At 41.1% G+C, this 15,420-nt stretch carries 11 protein-coding genes and 1 other RNA gene; 10 read left to right on the top strand and 2 right to left on the bottom strand.

The features are described 5' to 3' along the window. Positions 1 to 388 precede the first annotated feature (388 nt). The gene (locus AAA071_RS05455) at positions 389 to 1,204 is read left to right on the top strand and encodes a nitroreductase family protein (RefSeq protein WP_004694890.1); all 816 of its coding nucleotides are present in this window, start codon (positions 389 to 391) and stop codon (positions 1,202 to 1,204) included. Between the two features lie 72 nt (positions 1,205 to 1,276). Here AAA071_RS05455 and AAA071_RS05450 read toward each other — a convergent pair whose 3' ends face one another. After that, positions 1,277 to 2,095, bottom strand: coding sequence for a MetQ/NlpA family ABC transporter substrate-binding protein (locus tag AAA071_RS05450; RefSeq protein ID WP_004694891.1), 819 nt, complete (start codon positions 2,093 to 2,095; stop codon positions 1,277 to 1,279). Positions 2,096 to 2,356: 261 nt separating this feature from the next. Here AAA071_RS05450 and AAA071_RS05445 point away from each other — a divergent pair, with 261 nt between their 5' ends. The 3 genes from AAA071_RS05445 (at position 2,357) to AAA071_RS05435 (ending at position 4,620) form a co-directional block, all read left to right on the top strand. Next, on the top strand, positions 2,357 to 3,523 hold the full coding sequence (locus tag AAA071_RS05445; protein ID WP_004694893.1) for an iron-containing alcohol dehydrogenase: 1,167 nt from the start codon (positions 2,357 to 2,359) through the stop codon (positions 3,521 to 3,523). A 100-nt stretch (positions 3,524 to 3,623) separates the two neighbouring features. Continuing rightward, the gene (locus AAA071_RS05440; protein ID WP_004694895.1) at positions 3,624 to 4,289 is read left to right on the top strand and encodes an AzlC family ABC transporter permease; all 666 of its coding nucleotides are present in this window, start codon (positions 3,624 to 3,626) and stop codon (positions 4,287 to 4,289) included. After that, a complete protein-coding gene (locus AAA071_RS05435) occupies positions 4,282 to 4,620 on the top strand; it encodes a branched-chain amino acid transporter permease (protein WP_302131987.1) in 339 nt (112 codons plus the stop codon). The genes AAA071_RS05440 and AAA071_RS05435 overlap by 8 nt, the downstream gene beginning before the upstream one ends. A gap of 149 nt (positions 4,621 to 4,769) precedes the next feature. Here AAA071_RS05435 and AAA071_RS05430 read toward each other — a convergent pair whose 3' ends face one another. Further along, positions 4,770 to 5,621: an aldo/keto reductase gene (locus AAA071_RS05430; RefSeq protein ID WP_302131988.1), complete on the bottom strand. Its 852-nt coding sequence runs from the start codon at positions 5,619 to 5,621 to the stop codon at positions 4,770 to 4,772. Positions 5,622 to 5,732: 111 nt separating this feature from the next. On the opposite strand from AAA071_RS05430, the gene AAA071_RS05425 reads away from it, so the two are divergent. From AAA071_RS05425 to ffs, 6 genes are all read left to right on the top strand, one after another. After that, positions 5,733 to 6,848 carry an efflux RND transporter periplasmic adaptor subunit gene (locus AAA071_RS05425; protein ID WP_302131989.1) on the top strand — a complete coding sequence of 372 codons (1,116 nt, stop codon included), beginning with the start codon at positions 5,733 to 5,735 and terminating at the stop codon, positions 6,846 to 6,848. 102 nt (positions 6,849 to 6,950) lie between these two features. Beyond that, a complete protein-coding gene (locus AAA071_RS05420) occupies positions 6,951 to 7,886 on the top strand; it encodes a DUF2156 domain-containing protein (protein WP_316062400.1) in 936 nt (311 codons plus the stop codon). Positions 7,887 to 8,147: 261 nt separating this feature from the next. Next, a complete protein-coding gene (locus AAA071_RS05415; protein WP_302131990.1) occupies positions 8,148 to 9,341 on the top strand; it encodes a GNAT family N-acetyltransferase in 1,194 nt (397 codons plus the stop codon). Position 9,342: 1 nt separating this feature from the next. Continuing rightward, entirely contained in the window at positions 9,343 to 10,212 is an 870-nt protein-coding gene (locus AAA071_RS05410; RefSeq protein WP_278618251.1) for an RluA family pseudouridine synthase, read from the top strand. A 315-nt stretch (positions 10,213 to 10,527) separates the two neighbouring features. Then, the gene (gene gltB, locus AAA071_RS05405; protein ID WP_278618250.1) at positions 10,528 to 15,108 is read left to right on the top strand and encodes a glutamate synthase large subunit; all 4,581 of its coding nucleotides are present in this window, start codon (positions 10,528 to 10,530) and stop codon (positions 15,106 to 15,108) included. Positions 15,109 to 15,224: 116 nt separating this feature from the next. Beyond that, positions 15,225 to 15,324: signal recognition particle sRNA small type (gene ffs / locus AAA071_RS05400), an RNA gene on the top strand. The last annotated feature ends 96 nt before the right edge of the window (positions 15,325 to 15,420 follow it).

Here is a 15,420-nt window from a genome sequence, read left to right as displayed (position 1 = left end):
CCCATACGGTGGGCATGGCGCCACTACTATAAAGTTTATTATAATGTGTAAAATGATAGTGTTTTCTATGATTTATTTCAAGGTGTAATTGTAATGACTCTATATAAGTATTAGCTAGATTATTTACGCTTTTGGATGGGGCATCTTTATAAATACAGTGATAAAAAAGTAAGAATACGCTTGTGCAGCGACTTTGCGAAGAACGGAGCAAGCAAGCGTATTCTTACTTTTTTTACCAAGTTGTATTAATGAAACGGGGCCCCATCCAAAAGGCAAATATAGGAACAGGGATTAGCTCCATTACAATTAGAATAATTGTTTAAAACTAGATATGACTTGATTTTGTATGTTATAATAGGCTTTATAGTAGTATTTGGAGGATATTCAGATGTTATTTACCGTCAATACAGAAGTCTGTACACGATGCGGCCTTTGCGTTGCTGACTGTCCGACCGGATTGCTGGTGATGTCCGATGCTGGACCTGTAACTGGCAGGGGAGGTTGTATCTCCTGTGGGCATTGTATTTCCGTATGCCCAACGCTTGCTCTTGATAGCGATATGACACCGCGTAAGGAGCAAATCGATATTACAAAGGAACCTAAGTTAACGCCTGAGCAAGCTGAGCTATTCATGCGTAGTCGTCGCTCTATTCGTAACTATCAAAATAGACCAGTCCCTGTAGAGCTCATTCGCAAAGTGCTAAACGTTGCAAGAATGGCGCCAACAGCGACTAACACACAAGGTATTTCGTATATAGTAATCCGAGATAAACAAACGTTGCGCCGTATTGCTGATCTTGTTCTAGAGTGGATGCATCTGGCTGCAAAAACAGTACCGATTATGCGTCTCTATGCTCGTGCTGCTCAAGCAGAGGTAGATAAAGGCAAGGAGTATATCTTGCGCGATGCGCCGGCTCTCGTAGTGGCAATTGGCTCTAAAAAAGATATTCATCGTACCCATGATAGTGGTCACTCTTGCTTGTCTTATGCTGAGCTATATGCGCCGACTTTAGGCCTTGGTACTTGTTGGGCTGGTTTCTTTGAACATGCTGGAGAAGCTGAATACCAACCATTATTAGATGAATTAGGTGTACCTGATGATAAAATTGTAGCTGGTGGCATTCTTATGGGATATCCTAAAGTACGATATCGCAATATTGTAGAGCGTCAACCATTAGATGTTACATTTGATACAGAAGAGTAAAAAAGAGATGCCCCAATGATTGTAATCATTGGGGCATCTCTTTTTAGTTATATAGTGACGATATAAACTTTATTAGTTGGCAGTTGTAATAGTGCCTTTGAATGTTTCGTCGATGTATTGTTTAATAGCATCAGATTTGTAAATATCTGCAATTTTTTTGTATGTTTCGTTGTCTTTGTCTTCACTACGAACTGCAAGTACGATAACTGTTAGTGGTTCATCTTTAGATTCGAAGAAGAAACCTTGTTTTTCTACACTAAGACCAGCACTTTGCACATAGTTCATTGGAATAACTGCAATTGTTACATCATCTAGACTACGAGGTAATTGAGCTGCTTCTAGTTCTTGAATCTTTATATTCTTCGGGTTAGATGTGATATCTGCAACTGTTGCTTTGAAGCCGACACCATCTTTTAACGTAATTAATCCAGCTTTAGCTAATAATGCTAATGCACGACCACCATTAGTAGGGTCATTTGGGATAGAAACAGTAGCGCCTTCAGGTACATCTTGTACGCTGTGTACGCTATTACTATATAAGCCCATACGCACCAAAATTGTTTTACCGATTGCTACTAAGTTGGAACCATTTTGTTTGTTAAAGTTTTCCATAAATGGTACATGTTGATAAGCATTCAGTTGAATATCGCCATCTGCAAGGGCTTTATCAGGTGTTACATAGTCTGAGAATTCAACTACTTTAAGATCGATTCCTTGTTTTTTAGCTTCTTTTGCTACAGCTTCAGCTACTTGTGCATGAGGACCAGATGTAGCACCTATTTTGATTTCTTTTTGTGTTTGTGTTGATTGATTTGATGTACTACCACAACCAGCGATAGCAAATGCAAGAGCACCGATAAGTAATGGTGCTAACAATGTTTTTAATTTCATATAATCATCCCTTTCAAGTCTTATAATGGTTATATCCTATCATGGATGAAGGGGATTTGTATATGATAAAAGCATATCAGTTAGCTATAGATTAAAACTATGGTGAAATTCTAGCTCATTTATAATACAATTCAATATAATATATTGATTAATGTGTTATATTGAATGTGTGATCGCTAGGTAGTAAATTTATATTTTAAATATTTTTGTATAATTCTAATATGGATTCATATATCTATATGTCGGATTAATGGAGGATGTATGTATAATTTTGATTTTTATAACCCTACACATATCGTATTTGGTAAAGACCGTTTAGATGAATTAGATACATTGGTACCAAAGGATGCAAAGGTGCTCATTACTTATGGTGGTGGCTCCGCTGTGCACAGTGGTCTTATTGATCGCATTGTGAAAGCTCTTGGTAACCGCAAGGTTGAGCAGTTTGGTGGTATTGAGCCAAACCCATCTCTTGAAACTTGTGAACGTGCGGTAGCTTTCATTAAAGAACATGGCGTAGATTTCGTTCTCGCTGTAGGCGGCGGTTCTGTAGTAGATGCTACAAAACTTATCGTTATGGGTGCTACCTATGATGGTCCCGTTATTGAGGTAATGAAAGTTGGTGTGCCAGAGGTTCCGGTAGACATGGTACCAAATCCATTACCATTTGGCACAGTTATGACACTACCTGCAACTGGTTCCGAAATGAACAATGGTGCAGTTATTACTTATGGTGACGGTAAATACCCTGTATTCAGTAGCTTAGTATTCCCTAAGTTCTCCATGCTTGATCCAACATTGACTTTCACCTTGCCTGAAAGACAAGTTAAGAATGGCGTTATCGATACCTTTGTGCATACCACAGAGCAGTATTTAACATACCCTGTAGAAGGTCGTATTCAAGATCGTTTCAGCGAAGGTATTTTAAAAACTATGATTGAAATCGGCAAAGAAACAGTAGAAAATCCAGAAAACTACGATATTCGTGCTAACCACGTGTGGGCCTCTACATTGGCATTAAATGGTTTAATTGGTGCCGGCGTGCCACAAGACTGGGCAACTCATCTGATTGGCCATGAGTTAACTGCGGCGTACCATCTTGACCATGGTATTACATTGGCTATCGTATTACCTGCATTGTTAGAAGTGAAAAAAGCAGACAAACTTGAAAAATTGGCACAATATGCTACACGGGTATGGCATATTACAGAAGGTACAAACGAAGAAAAAGCGGACAAGGCTATCGCTAAAACTCGTGAATTCTTCGAGTCCCTTGGCGTATCTACGCATTTGAAAGACTATGGTCTTGGTGAAGAAGCAGTTGATAAAATTGTGAAACAATTAGAGGACCATGGCATGACACAACTTGGTGAAAATGGTGATGTAACACCAGAAGTAGCTCGCGAGATTTTAATGCGTGCCTTATAATTAAGGGGATTAACAGTGTAAACTTGTATGATATGGAAAGGAGGCGCTCCCTATAAATAAAATAAAAAATAGAAGTGCATTTTCTTTTGCACTTCCTATTATGATTCCCATGGGGCTTAGTTTCCTCTTTCTTGGAGTAGGCTTTGGTTTGTATGCTACCAGTCAAGGGTTTCCTTGGTGGACCGCTCCTGTTTTAGCTAGTACCATATTTGCAGGCTCCATGGAGTTCGTAACTATTGGGCTGTTAATGGCAGGCTTTGATCCAGTGAATACTTTTATGTTGACCTTGTTTGTCAATGGGCGTCATTTCTTCTATGGTCTATCTGCACTACAGCGATATGTGCATATGGGATGGAAGTGGTTTCCTACAGTTGCGTGGATGTGTGATGAAAGTTTTGCAATTAATGTATCTACGAAGTTACCCGATGATGTAGATGAAAAATGGTTCTACTTCCATGTATCGTGGCTTAATTATATCTTCTGGGTTGTGAGTACTCTTGTAGGGGGATTGTTCGGCGATTTATTAGCATCTGTAGATTTGCGAGGTATTGGTTTTGTATTACCTGGCTTATTTATTGTTATATTCCTTGAAATGTTATTTAATGCTAAAAGTAATAATATTCGAGGCTTAGGTGCTGTTGGAGCCGTTGTAGCCCTAGCAATGCTTCTATTAACGGGAAAATCCTTATTTATGCTTGCTTCTATGGGGTGTATGCTCGTAGTATGTTATATAGCGTATAAGTGGGGAGGTGTACATCTTGACTAGTTTTGAAATAGTCATTACCGTTGCCATTGTTGTAGCGGGCACATTACTTACACGTTTCTCTGCTTTTCTTATTTTCGCACCTGGTAGGAAGGCCCCAGATTTTGTACAGTATTTAGGCAAGGCATTACCTGCAGCTGTTATGGGGATGCTTGTTGTGTATACCTTTAAAGATACAATTGTGCTTTCTTATCCATATGGAGTACCGGAACTTATCGCTTTATTAGTGACCGTTGCCATGCATGTATGGAAACGAAATATGTTCATGTCTATTGGAGCAGGCACTGTAGTATATATGATACTTGTTCAAGCCGTATTTAATGTACCTAAATAGAATAAAGCACACTAAAATAAACCACTTATATCTATTCCTAAATTAGATATAAGTGGTTTTGTTATTTATGTACTGTTTTATTTATTGAGACAGCGTAGTTGTAATATTTATTTTAACTATTGCCAATTATAAATAAATGTTAGTATATTCTATTTAAGTTGTAATAGTCTTTCAAGACCTGGTGCAGTATGATGGTCTTCCAAGAAGTCTTGTTGGTCTAATAATTCCATAACGTCCATGTCGATGTTAGTTAATTTGAAATCGAATACATCAAAGTTAGCTTCCATATGGCTCACGTTATTTGCCTTTGGCAATGGAATGATGCCCCGTTGGATGTGCCAACGCAAGATAATTTGATGTTTTGAAACACCGTATTTTTCCGACAAGCTTTTGATGATTGGATGGTCAAAAATTGGTTGGCGGTCACGGGTAAATGGAGACCATGCCATACCTACAACTTGATGCTTTCTCATCAATTGTAAGAGGGAGTGACGTTGGTTGAACGGGTGGCATTCGATTTGGTTGACCACCGGTTTTACATTGCAGTGGTACAACAAGTCAATGAGGCGATCCTCGTAGAAGTTAGATAGGCCTAACCCACGAAGTACATTTTGATCGTATAATTCTTCCATGGCGCGCCAAGAACCGTAGTAATCACCCAGTGGTTGATGCACCAGCATGATGTCAATATAGTTGGTATTTAATTTCTTTAAGGAACTTTCAATAGTACGCATCGTATTATCGTAGCCTGCATCAGTGTGCCAAATTTTAGTAGTGATGATTATATCTGTTCGTTTGATACCAGATGCTCTGATTCCTTTAGCCACGGCTTCTTCATTGCCATAATAGGCGGCCGTATCGAGTAAACGATAGCCTACGCCAAGTGCATTGGCAACAGCTTGTTCAGTCTCTCCTTCGGTACCTGTTTTATAGGTACCATAACCGATGGAGGGAATGAAGCTACCATTATTTAAAATCCTAAAGTCCATCCGTTCTTCCATGAGAACCTCCGTTATATCCATAAATTAAAGGAATTAGCTTTCATACAATTCTAACTGATTTTATGATATACTAAGGTATTGATAAAAATCAATATGATAGGAAGTGACAGAATGCAAATAAATCGTTTTTGCTCTGTAATTGCTATCCTTGGTGTTATGATTATGACACTCGCTATTGCGGGATGTGGTACGAAAACCGTATCCGTCGCAGAGGTAACGTACAAGGATATGCCGTTGCAGATTCATAATGATGCCAATGTAACGGCCCTTAATAAGGCGACGATAACGCCGACCTTGACGGGGCAGGTCGTGTATGCCGTGAAAGTAGGCGATCAAGTACAGCAAGGTCAAACTGTGGCAACTGTAGATACATCGGCTTTACAACAACAGCTAGCATCCTTGCAAGGACAATTAGCGCAAGCCCAATCACAATCATATGCCTCAGCTGTGACGACTACGACTGCAGCATCTATAGACAGTACTCAACTGGAACAGGCTCAACGCATGCGTGAAGCGGGCATAATCACACAAAAAGAATATGATCGTATTTTGGAACGATCTCAACCACAAACTACAACAGTTACAACCGGTGGTGGCGGAGGCATCAATACGGCGGCCATTGAGGCACAAATCGCACAAGTATCGGCTCAGATGGCGGCATCTACAATCGTGGCTCCTATAGCAGGTACTGTAACATCTATCTATAACGAAGACCGTCAAATGGCGATTGCAGACCGTCCATTTATGATGATTCAGCAATCTACGCCGATGGTTGCATCCCTCAGCATTCCTCGTGATGCGGCTATGAAATTAGGTACACCTGAAGCGAAGAATGGCATGAAGGTACTTCTCAAGGTAGGTGACCAAGAATTACCAGGTGAATTGACTTACGTAGATATTACTCAACCTGAAAATGTGCCAAGTGTTCTTGTGAAAGCCACTTTCAATAATGAGAAAGGCCTTATCAAGGCTGGTGAATTCTATACACTCGTTATTGAATCTAATGTGAAAGCCAAGATGCTGACCGTTCCAACTAAGGCGGTTCGGGAAAATCAAGATGGCAAATATGTATATGTATTAACCGAGAATAATACAGTTGATGTACGTGTTGTTGAGGTAGGCATTACTGAAGGTGATGACGTAGCTATTATTTCTGGACTTAACGAAGGTGACAAGGTTATCACAACGGATGGCACCTTTGAGTTAGGTGAATCTGTAAAATTGTAATTACGAACCCTATGGGGTTAATACTAGATTGTTAGAATTTATGTTTAAATATGATAGAATCGAAACTTTCACAAATCGTGAAAGTAACCTCAAAAGAGGAATCTGATAGGAGGGATTATTATTTTAGAATTTAAACGTTTTGAATTGCGAGATAAACCATTAATCGACAAGTATTTTGAACAACATCATTATGAAGCATCCGATAATTGCTTTACTACATTGTTTATGTGGCAAGATCCATACGGTATTCGCTGGGCTGAAGAGAATGGCGTATTGTATATCCAAGGTGGTGGCAAGCGTGAGCCATTCCTATTGCCTCCATTTGCTGGTAAAGATGCAAAGTTCCTTGATGGTTTGTTGCGTGCTAAAGAATGGTTCGTAGAAAATAAATTGCCGTTCCGATTTAAAGGCGTTAGCAAAGATGTGAAAGAACGCATGGAAGACCTATGTCCTGGTCGCTATGCATTTACACCTGACCGTGACAATTACGAATATATTTACAAGTCCGAAGATCTTATCAACTTGTCTGGTAAGAAATTCCGTCAAAAGAAAAACCATTTAAACCAATTTCGCATGCAATATTCTAACTATGAATATGTGCCAATTACAGATGATATCATCCCATTATGTCGTGAAACGGCAGCATCTTGGGTAGAAACGCATCATGAAGAAGGTATCGAAGATGAATTGGTAGCCATCAACTTGTTGTTTGATAACTGGGACGTGTTGGGCCTTAAAGGCGGTGCCATTAAATTATTCGGCCGTGTTGAGGCTTTTAGTATCGGTGAACTTCTCAATGACAGAATTGCTTTGATTCACATTGAAAAAGCAAATCCAGATATTCGTGGTTTGTATCAAGCTATCAATAATGAATTCATTCGTCATGAATTTAGCGAAGTAGAATTCATCAACCGTGAAGAAGATATGGGCTTGCCTGGTCTTCGTCAAGCAAAAGAATCTTATAACCCAGATCATTTTGCTGAAAAATATGACGCAGTATATGCTAACGAAGCAGATAATGCGACAGGTGGTAAATAAAATCTGAGCTATGAAGTCGATGTGCTTCATAGCTCATTTTGTTATAATAGAATTGTTAGACTATCTATTTGAATGTAACTATCGTATCATCATGGCGATATGGCGATATGGCGATATGGCGATATGGCGATATGGCGATATGGCGATATGGCGATATGGCGATATGGCGATGTGATGTGCTTAAATTAGATCAGATTAGATATTATACGCTGTGACGCGACAGATAGATAACGGCTCTTATGATATAACGAGGACATAATTATGGAATTTAGAATTGCGACGGCTCAAGATACGCCTCATGTGGAAAATCTATGGGCGTACTGCTTTGAACCAAAGGAAGATCCATTCTTCCAATATTATTTTACAAATTGTTATGAACCAGAGAATACAATGGTCGGCCTAGAACAGGACCAATTGTTGAGTACCGTTCATTTGCGTCAATACAATCTTAATGTACGTGGTGCCGTATTGCCTACGAGCTATATGGTAGGCGTTGCAACGCATCCAGCAGCCCGCCGTGGTGGTGTAGGCGGTGCACTGTTAACTGCTGCACTAGAGGAGCTTCGTAAACGCGGTCAAGCTATGACGATTTTGATGCCATCCAAGGCAGCGTTCTATCAACAATATGGTTGGGAGCTTTATGCTCATCAATGGGTGAATACCATATCGCTAGAAGACTTGCGCCCTATGACAGATAAAACGTTGAGCTTTGGCTTACTAAATAGCGTAGATCAATGGACTTTGTTAGATCCAGTATATAAAACATATACGGCTCGTCTTTCTGGCTACGCAGAACGTGGTGAAAAGGAATGGAAACGTTTGTTAGGCAGCTTTTTTGCAGAAGGCGTAAATGTTGCTGTAGTGCGCAACGATGACCATGTCATTGAAGGCTACGCAGTGTATCGTTTAGGTCAGCCTGAAATTCCTGTTACTGAGTTGGTTTACACGACACGCCGTGCACAACGTGCATTATTAAATTATTTCTATAATCACCGTTCTCAAGGTACGTCTATCCGTTGGAATGAAGGCCTTCACGATACATATTATCGCTTCTATCCTGATGGTAGAACTGGCCACGCTACCATGCCATATATGATGAGTCGTATTGTAGATGTAAAAGCTGCTTTCGAAGCAATTCCTGTCAATCAAGAGGCATTGATGATGCCTATAACAATGACCTTTGCTGTAAAAGATGGGCTTTGCAGTTGGAACGAAGGTCGCTATGAAGTACAATATGGCGGTGCATTAACTCCATCCGTTAAAAAGATTTCTGATACATTGGATGGCGAAGCGGATGTTACCGTTGAAGTTGGTGCATTGAGCCAGTTATTAATGGGCACACTTACGGCTCGAGACCTTGCTTTTGAAGGGAAACTATCAGTAAGCGAAGAATGGTTGGACTATTTCGATATTCTCTATCCTGAACAAAAAACATATATTAACGAATGGTGGTAATATGAGCTGGAAAACGTATACGGTGAAAGAACCTACTGAGTTGACGGTTTCTAAATATGTAAAGGAACGATTTTCCCTATCCTCTCGGGATATCCAAATGGTATTTCGCAAGAAACGGGTAAAAGTTAATAGCCGTGTGGCTCATTCGCAGCGAGCACTTAAAAAGGGTGATGTATTAACCTTGGAGTTACCACAAGATAAGGATTATGGGATTGATGTAGAAAAGGGACCGATTACAGTTCTCTATGAAGATGCGCATACGTTAGTTGTAAATAAGGATCCCTTTATGCTCGTTCATCCTGCAGGGCAAACGAAGTCTTGTACATTGAGTAACTATGTGGCAGGGTATTATGCGAAGAAAAACGTAGTTCATAAGGTTCGACCTGTGCACCGCCTCGACCGAGATACATCGGGGTGCATTCTCTTTGGTAAAACAAAAGAAGCACAACAATACTATACGGATGAGCTACAAGCAGGTCGTATCGACCGTATTTATACAGGTCTTGTAGAAGGTCATATTGATGCGGATGGCATGGTAGATGAGCCTATTGGGGTAGATCCAGTATTCGATAATCGCCGTGTTATCGATGAGTTTGGTCAGCCTGCTCAAACGGAATATACCGTTCTCGGTTATGAAGGAGACAATACTCTGTTACGTTTTAAATTGTTGACTGGCAGAACTCATCAAATTCGGGTTCACATGGAACATATTGGTCATCCTATCGTAGGTGATGCTATGTATGGTACGCGCAAGAAGCCCTATACACGCCAATGTTTACACGCATCAGAGCTAACTTTCGTGCCGTATGGTAAGGACGAAGCTATTACGATTATTTGTGAAGTAGGGGATAATTTTGGTCGAGAAAAATAACTGTTGATTTTTCCACTCTAAATAATAAGCCCATCGTATTTATTGGATGAGAAGCTTAGTATCCCTGTATCCTTGTATACAAAAAACAATAGTGATAAAAACTCATAGTCTATGCATGAAAAGCATAGACTATGTTTTTTTTATATTTTCAATTCACAGTGGACAGGAGTATACTGTGTATAGACATAAAATTCTATAGAATGTTAAATTGATAATTTTATAGAGAAATAGTTTGTTAGTTATACTTTTACCAAGACCGAACGGAACGATGCCGCAGTGCTTGGAATGATCAAGTGATATGAAGGAGTGCACGTTATGGATATGAAGCAAAGCACAATAGAGCAACAACGTCTAGATCAAGCTAGACTTGAAGCCAATGGTATGTACAGTAGCCAATTTGAAAAGGATGCGTGTGGCATGGGCTTCGTTGTTAATATTAAGGGGAAAAAATCTCATGATATTATCGACGATGGTTTACGCATTTTAGAGCGCTTGGAACATCGTGGCGGTGCCGGTGCCGACAAGGATACTGGGGATGGTGCCGGTATTTTAGTACAAATCCCACATGAGTTCTTCAAGCGGGAGTGTGAAGTGCTTGGTATTAATCTACCTGCAGCTGGCGAATATGGCGTAGGTATGGTCTTTGCCCATAAATATGAAAGTCTCCGTAACGAGCAAAAACGAATTCTCGAAGAGGTCGTGCGCGAAGAGGGGCAAGTTGTTCTCGGCTGGCGTGAAGTACCGGTTGATGGTACAAAGGTCGGCAAAGAGGCTGCGGCGATTCGTCCTTGGATGATTCAAATCCTCATCGGCAAAGGCCCTGATGTAACGAACAATAAGGAATTTGAACGCAAATTATATATCATTCGTAAATTGGCAGAAAAACGCATTATCCCATTGAGCAAGGAATTGTCTAGCGATTTTTATATTGCCTCCTTATCCTCCAAAACAATCGTATATAAAGGCATGTTAACACCTGGTCAATTGCGCGACTTCTACCTCGATTTGAGCGACCTTGACTTTACCTCTGCGTTGGCAATGGTTCACTCCCGATTCAGTACGAATACATTCCCAAGTTGGGCTCGAGCACATCCTAACCGTTTCTTAGTTCACAATGGTGAAATCAACACCATCCGCGGCAATGTAAACTGGATCAATGCTCGTGAAGGTAAAGCGGAATCTCCATTGTTCCCAGATATCAAAAAGGTATTCCCCGTAGTAGATGATAGCGGTTCTGACTCTGCTATGTTTGATAACACATTAGAATTCTTGCACATGACAGGTCGCTCCTTGCCTCATGCGATTATGATGATGATTCCTGAGCCTTGGGAACGCAATAATCTCATGAGCCAAGAAAAACATGATTTTTATGAGTTCAATAGCTTTATGATGGAACCTTGGGATGGCCCTGCTGCTATGGGATTTACCGATGGTATAGTTATCGGCGGTGTCCTTGACCGCAATGGTTTGCGTCCTGCTCGTTACTATGTGACAACAGATGATCGCGTTATCATGGCCTCCGAGGTTGGCGTTGTAAACGAAAATGCTGAAAACATCCGCGCTAAAGGCCGTTTGGAACCAGGTAAAATGCTACTCATTGATACAGAGGAGCAACGTATCATCTCCGATGAAGAAATCAAACATCGCGTCGCTACTGAATTACCATACAATGAATGGGTAAAGGAACACGTTATTCATTTGTCTGAAATTACGCAGGCCGATGAAAGTACAATTCCAACAGTAGATGATTTATTCAAAGAACAACAAGCTTTTGGTTATACCCAAGAAGACCTTGTGCGTATGATTGTGCCTATGGCAAAAGATGGGAAAGATCCTGTTGGTGCCATGGGGGCCGACGCGCCTTTAGCTATCTTGTCAGATAAACCACAATTGCTATATAGCTACTTCAAGCAAATGTTTGCGCAAGTAACGAATCCTCCAATTGATTCTATTCGTGAGGAAATGGTTACATCTACACGGGTTATGCTTGGTAACTCTGGTAATTTAACAGAACCTAACAAAGCTGGTACCTATGCATTGTCCATGCGTACCCCAATTCTTACAAACCAAGAATTGGCATCCATTAAAGCTCTTGATTGCCGTCGCATGAAATCTGTAACCTTGCCAATCCTATTTGATCCAACTAAGGGTGCCGAAGGCTTGCGCGATGCATTAGATGAATTGTGTGCTAAGGCAGAAGAAGCAGCTCGTACAGATCAAAATGTATTGATTTTATCTGATCGTGGTGTCGATGAACATCATGCGCCAATTCCAGCGTTGTTGGCTGTAGCAGCCGTTCACAATCACTTGATTAGCAAAGTATTGCGTACAGAAATTGGTCTCATCCTTGAATCTGGTGAACCTCGTGAAGTACATCACTTCTGTACATTGATTGGCTATGGTGTAACAGCTATCAACCCATACTTGGCGCTTGAAACTGTACGCGATTTACAAGCTCGTAAACGTCTTGGCGATATTTCACCAGAACAAGCAGAAAAGAACTACATCAAGGCCGCTGTAGGTGGTATTATGAAGGTTATGTCCAAAATGGGTATTTCCACAGTTCGTTCCTACCACGGTGCACAAATCTTTGAAGCGTTGGGCTTGAATACTAACTTCATTAATAAGTTCTTCGTAAATACACCAACACGTATTGGCGGTATTGGTCTTGGTGGGGTAGCACATGAAGCATTAGCTCGCTTTGAACGTGCTTTCAAATCCGATGAAACAGTACTCGAACCAGGCGGTTGGTATGGTCCTGTAAAAGATGGGGAAGAGCATCTATTCAATCCTAAGACAATCGAGCTTTTACAAGAATCTCTTATCAACGGCGACTACACAAAATATAAAGAATACTCCAAAGCGATTCGCAACGATTACCACGTTACATTGCGTTCCTTGATGGAATTGAACTACCCTGTAGGTGGCGGTATTCCTATCGAAGAGGTTGAACCTGAAGAATCTATTGTAAAACGCTTTAAAGCTGGTGCTATGAGCTACGGTGCGATCAGTAAAGAGGCTCATGAAGCTATCGCCATCGCAATGAACCGTTTAGGCTCCACATCTAACTCTGGTGAAGGCGGCGAGGATGTAGATCGTTTTAAACCATTGCCAAACGGCGATAGCATGAATTCCGAAGTAAAACAAATTGCATCTGGGCGGTTTGGCGTAACTGCGAACTACCTCATTCATGCAAAAGAATTGCAAATTAAATGTGCTCAAGGTGCTAAGCCAGGTGAAGGCGGTCAATTACCAGGTAAAAAGGTATATCCTGAAATTGCCAAGGCTCGCCACTCCACTCCAGGTGTTGAGCTCGTATCTCCACCACCACATCATGATATTTACTCCATCGAAGACTTGGCAGAGTTGATTTACGACTTGAAATGTGTCAACAAAGATGCGCGTATTTCCGTTAAATTGACTTCTGAAGCAGGTGTTGGCACAATCGCTGCTGGTGTTGCGAAAGCAAAAGCAGATAACATCTTGATTTCCGGATACGATGGTGGTACAGGTGCAGCAGGTCGCACGTCTGTAAAACATGCAGGGGTACCTTGGGAACTTGGTCTCTCTGAAACTCATCAAACCTTGATGCTCAACAGATTGCGTGACCGTGTTCAATTAGAAGTAGACTCCAAGTTGATGACGGGATTCGATGTGGCTGTGGCAGCTATGCTCGGTGCTGAGTTATTTGGCTTTGGCACATTGCCTCTCGTAGCAGTAGGCTGTAAAATGGCTCGTGTATGTAATCTTAATACATGTCCTTATGGTGTAGCTACACAAGACGAAAAATTGCGTGCTCGTTTCACAGGTAAGCCTGAATATGTTGAAAACTTGATGATTTTCATCGCACGTGAATTGCGTGAAATCATGGCTCGTTTAGGTATTCGCTCCGTAGCTGAGCTCGTTGGTCGTATCGATCTTGTGCGTCAAAAATCTCAAGATGATAACTTCAAATTGTCTCGCGTTGATCTTAAACGCATATTGTTCCGTCCGTACATCGATTCCTCTGTAGGCCATATGCATATGGTTGACCAAGATCACGAGCTGGAACGCACCTTGGATATGTCCAAACTCTTGCGTATGTGCCGTCCTGCTATTGAGGACCAAAAACCGATTCGCGCTAAACTGGCTATCACTAACATCAACCGCGTTGTAGGTACCTTGGTTGGTTCTGAGGTTACACGTCGTTATGGTGAAAGTGGCTTGCCAGACAATACAATCAAGTTGAATTTCGAAGGCTCTGCAGGTCAATCCTTCGGTGCTTTCATTCCTAAAGGCATGACACTAGAACTTGAAGGTGATGCGAATGATTACCTCGGTAAAGGCTTGTCCGGAGGTACCATCACTGTATATCCACCGAAGAAATCCATCTTTGAAGCTGATGAAAATATCCTTATCGGTAACGTTGCCTTCTATGGTGCAACCTCTGGTACATCCTACATCAACGGTGTGGCCGGTGAACGTTTCGCCGTACGTAACAGCGGTATTACTGCCGTTGTGGAAGGCGTTGGCGACCATGGCTGTGAATACATGACTGGTGGCGAAGTGCTCGTACTCGGTAAAATTGGCCGTAACTTTGGAGCAGGTATGTCCGGTGGCTATGCGTACATCCTTGATTGCGATGAACGCTATGTTAATACAGGTCTCGTAGAATTACGTACAGCCAATAATGATGACCTTAAACGCATTAAAGAACTGATAGAACAACATGTATTGCATACTAATTCTGCTAAAGGCCGTCACATCTTAGAAAACTGGAATAACTTTGTAAACAGATTTACAAAAGTTGTGCCTGTAGCATACGAAGAAATGCAAGCTGCTATTGAACGCTTCAAAGAACAAGGCTTATCCTTAGAAGAAGCACAATTGGCTGCATTTAAAGAGAAATATGCATAATAATTTTTAATTTGATTGAATATCGTTTGGATAGGATATATGAAAAGCCTCTATAGCTTTGACTATAGAGGCTTTTTCATGTATAATATTTATATTGCAATATTGGATCATGGCAGTTCTCGGGCCTGTGCAATGGGGGCCTGTGAATCGTGTCAGGACTGAGAGGTAGCAGCACTAAGCGGTAACCTTCATGTGCCACGGGGAACCCGGGGGCTGTCGTGATCGAATATTGCAAGGCGGCCTGTGGGGCCGCTTTTTTTATGTCTAATTGATGGGCTCAAATGACTAGTATGAATTACTGATAAAACTCTA

The sequence above is a fragment of the Veillonella parvula genome, assembly GCF_040097785.1.
Classification (GTDB): Bacteria; Bacillota; Negativicutes; order Veillonellales; family Veillonellaceae; genus Veillonella; species Veillonella parvula_D.
The sequence above is the reverse complement of the archived record's forward strand: the minus strand, read 5'-3'. Positions and strand labels throughout refer to the sequence as shown.

What these genes read in the sequence shown, in the direction of transcription:
- AAA071_RS05425 (WP_302131989.1), top strand. Translation starts at nt 5,733, where the DNA reads ATGCAAATAAATCGTTTTTGCTCTGTAATTGCTATCCTTGGTGTTATG.
- AAA071_RS05410 (WP_278618251.1), top strand. Translation starts at nt 9,343, where the DNA reads ATGAGCTGGAAAACGTATACGGTGAAAGAACCTACTGAGTTGACGGTT.
- AAA071_RS05430 (WP_302131988.1), bottom strand. Translation starts at nt 5,621, where the DNA reads ATGGAAGAACGGATGGACTTTAGGATTTTAAATAATGGTAGCTTCATT.
- AAA071_RS05440 (WP_004694895.1), top strand. Translation starts at nt 3,624, where the DNA reads ATGATTCCCATGGGGCTTAGTTTCCTCTTTCTTGGAGTAGGCTTTGGT.
- AAA071_RS05450 (WP_004694891.1), bottom strand. Translation starts at nt 2,095, where the DNA reads ATGAAATTAAAAACATTGTTAGCACCATTACTTATCGGTGCTCTTGCA.
- AAA071_RS05415 (WP_302131990.1), top strand. Translation starts at nt 8,148, where the DNA reads ATGGAATTTAGAATTGCGACGGCTCAAGATACGCCTCATGTGGAAAAT.
- AAA071_RS05445 (WP_004694893.1), top strand. Translation starts at nt 2,357, where the DNA reads ATGTATAATTTTGATTTTTATAACCCTACACATATCGTATTTGGTAAA.
- gltB (WP_278618250.1), top strand. Translation starts at nt 10,528, where the DNA reads ATGGATATGAAGCAAAGCACAATAGAGCAACAACGTCTAGATCAAGCT.
- AAA071_RS05455 (WP_004694890.1), top strand. Translation starts at nt 389, where the DNA reads ATGTTATTTACCGTCAATACAGAAGTCTGTACACGATGCGGCCTTTGC.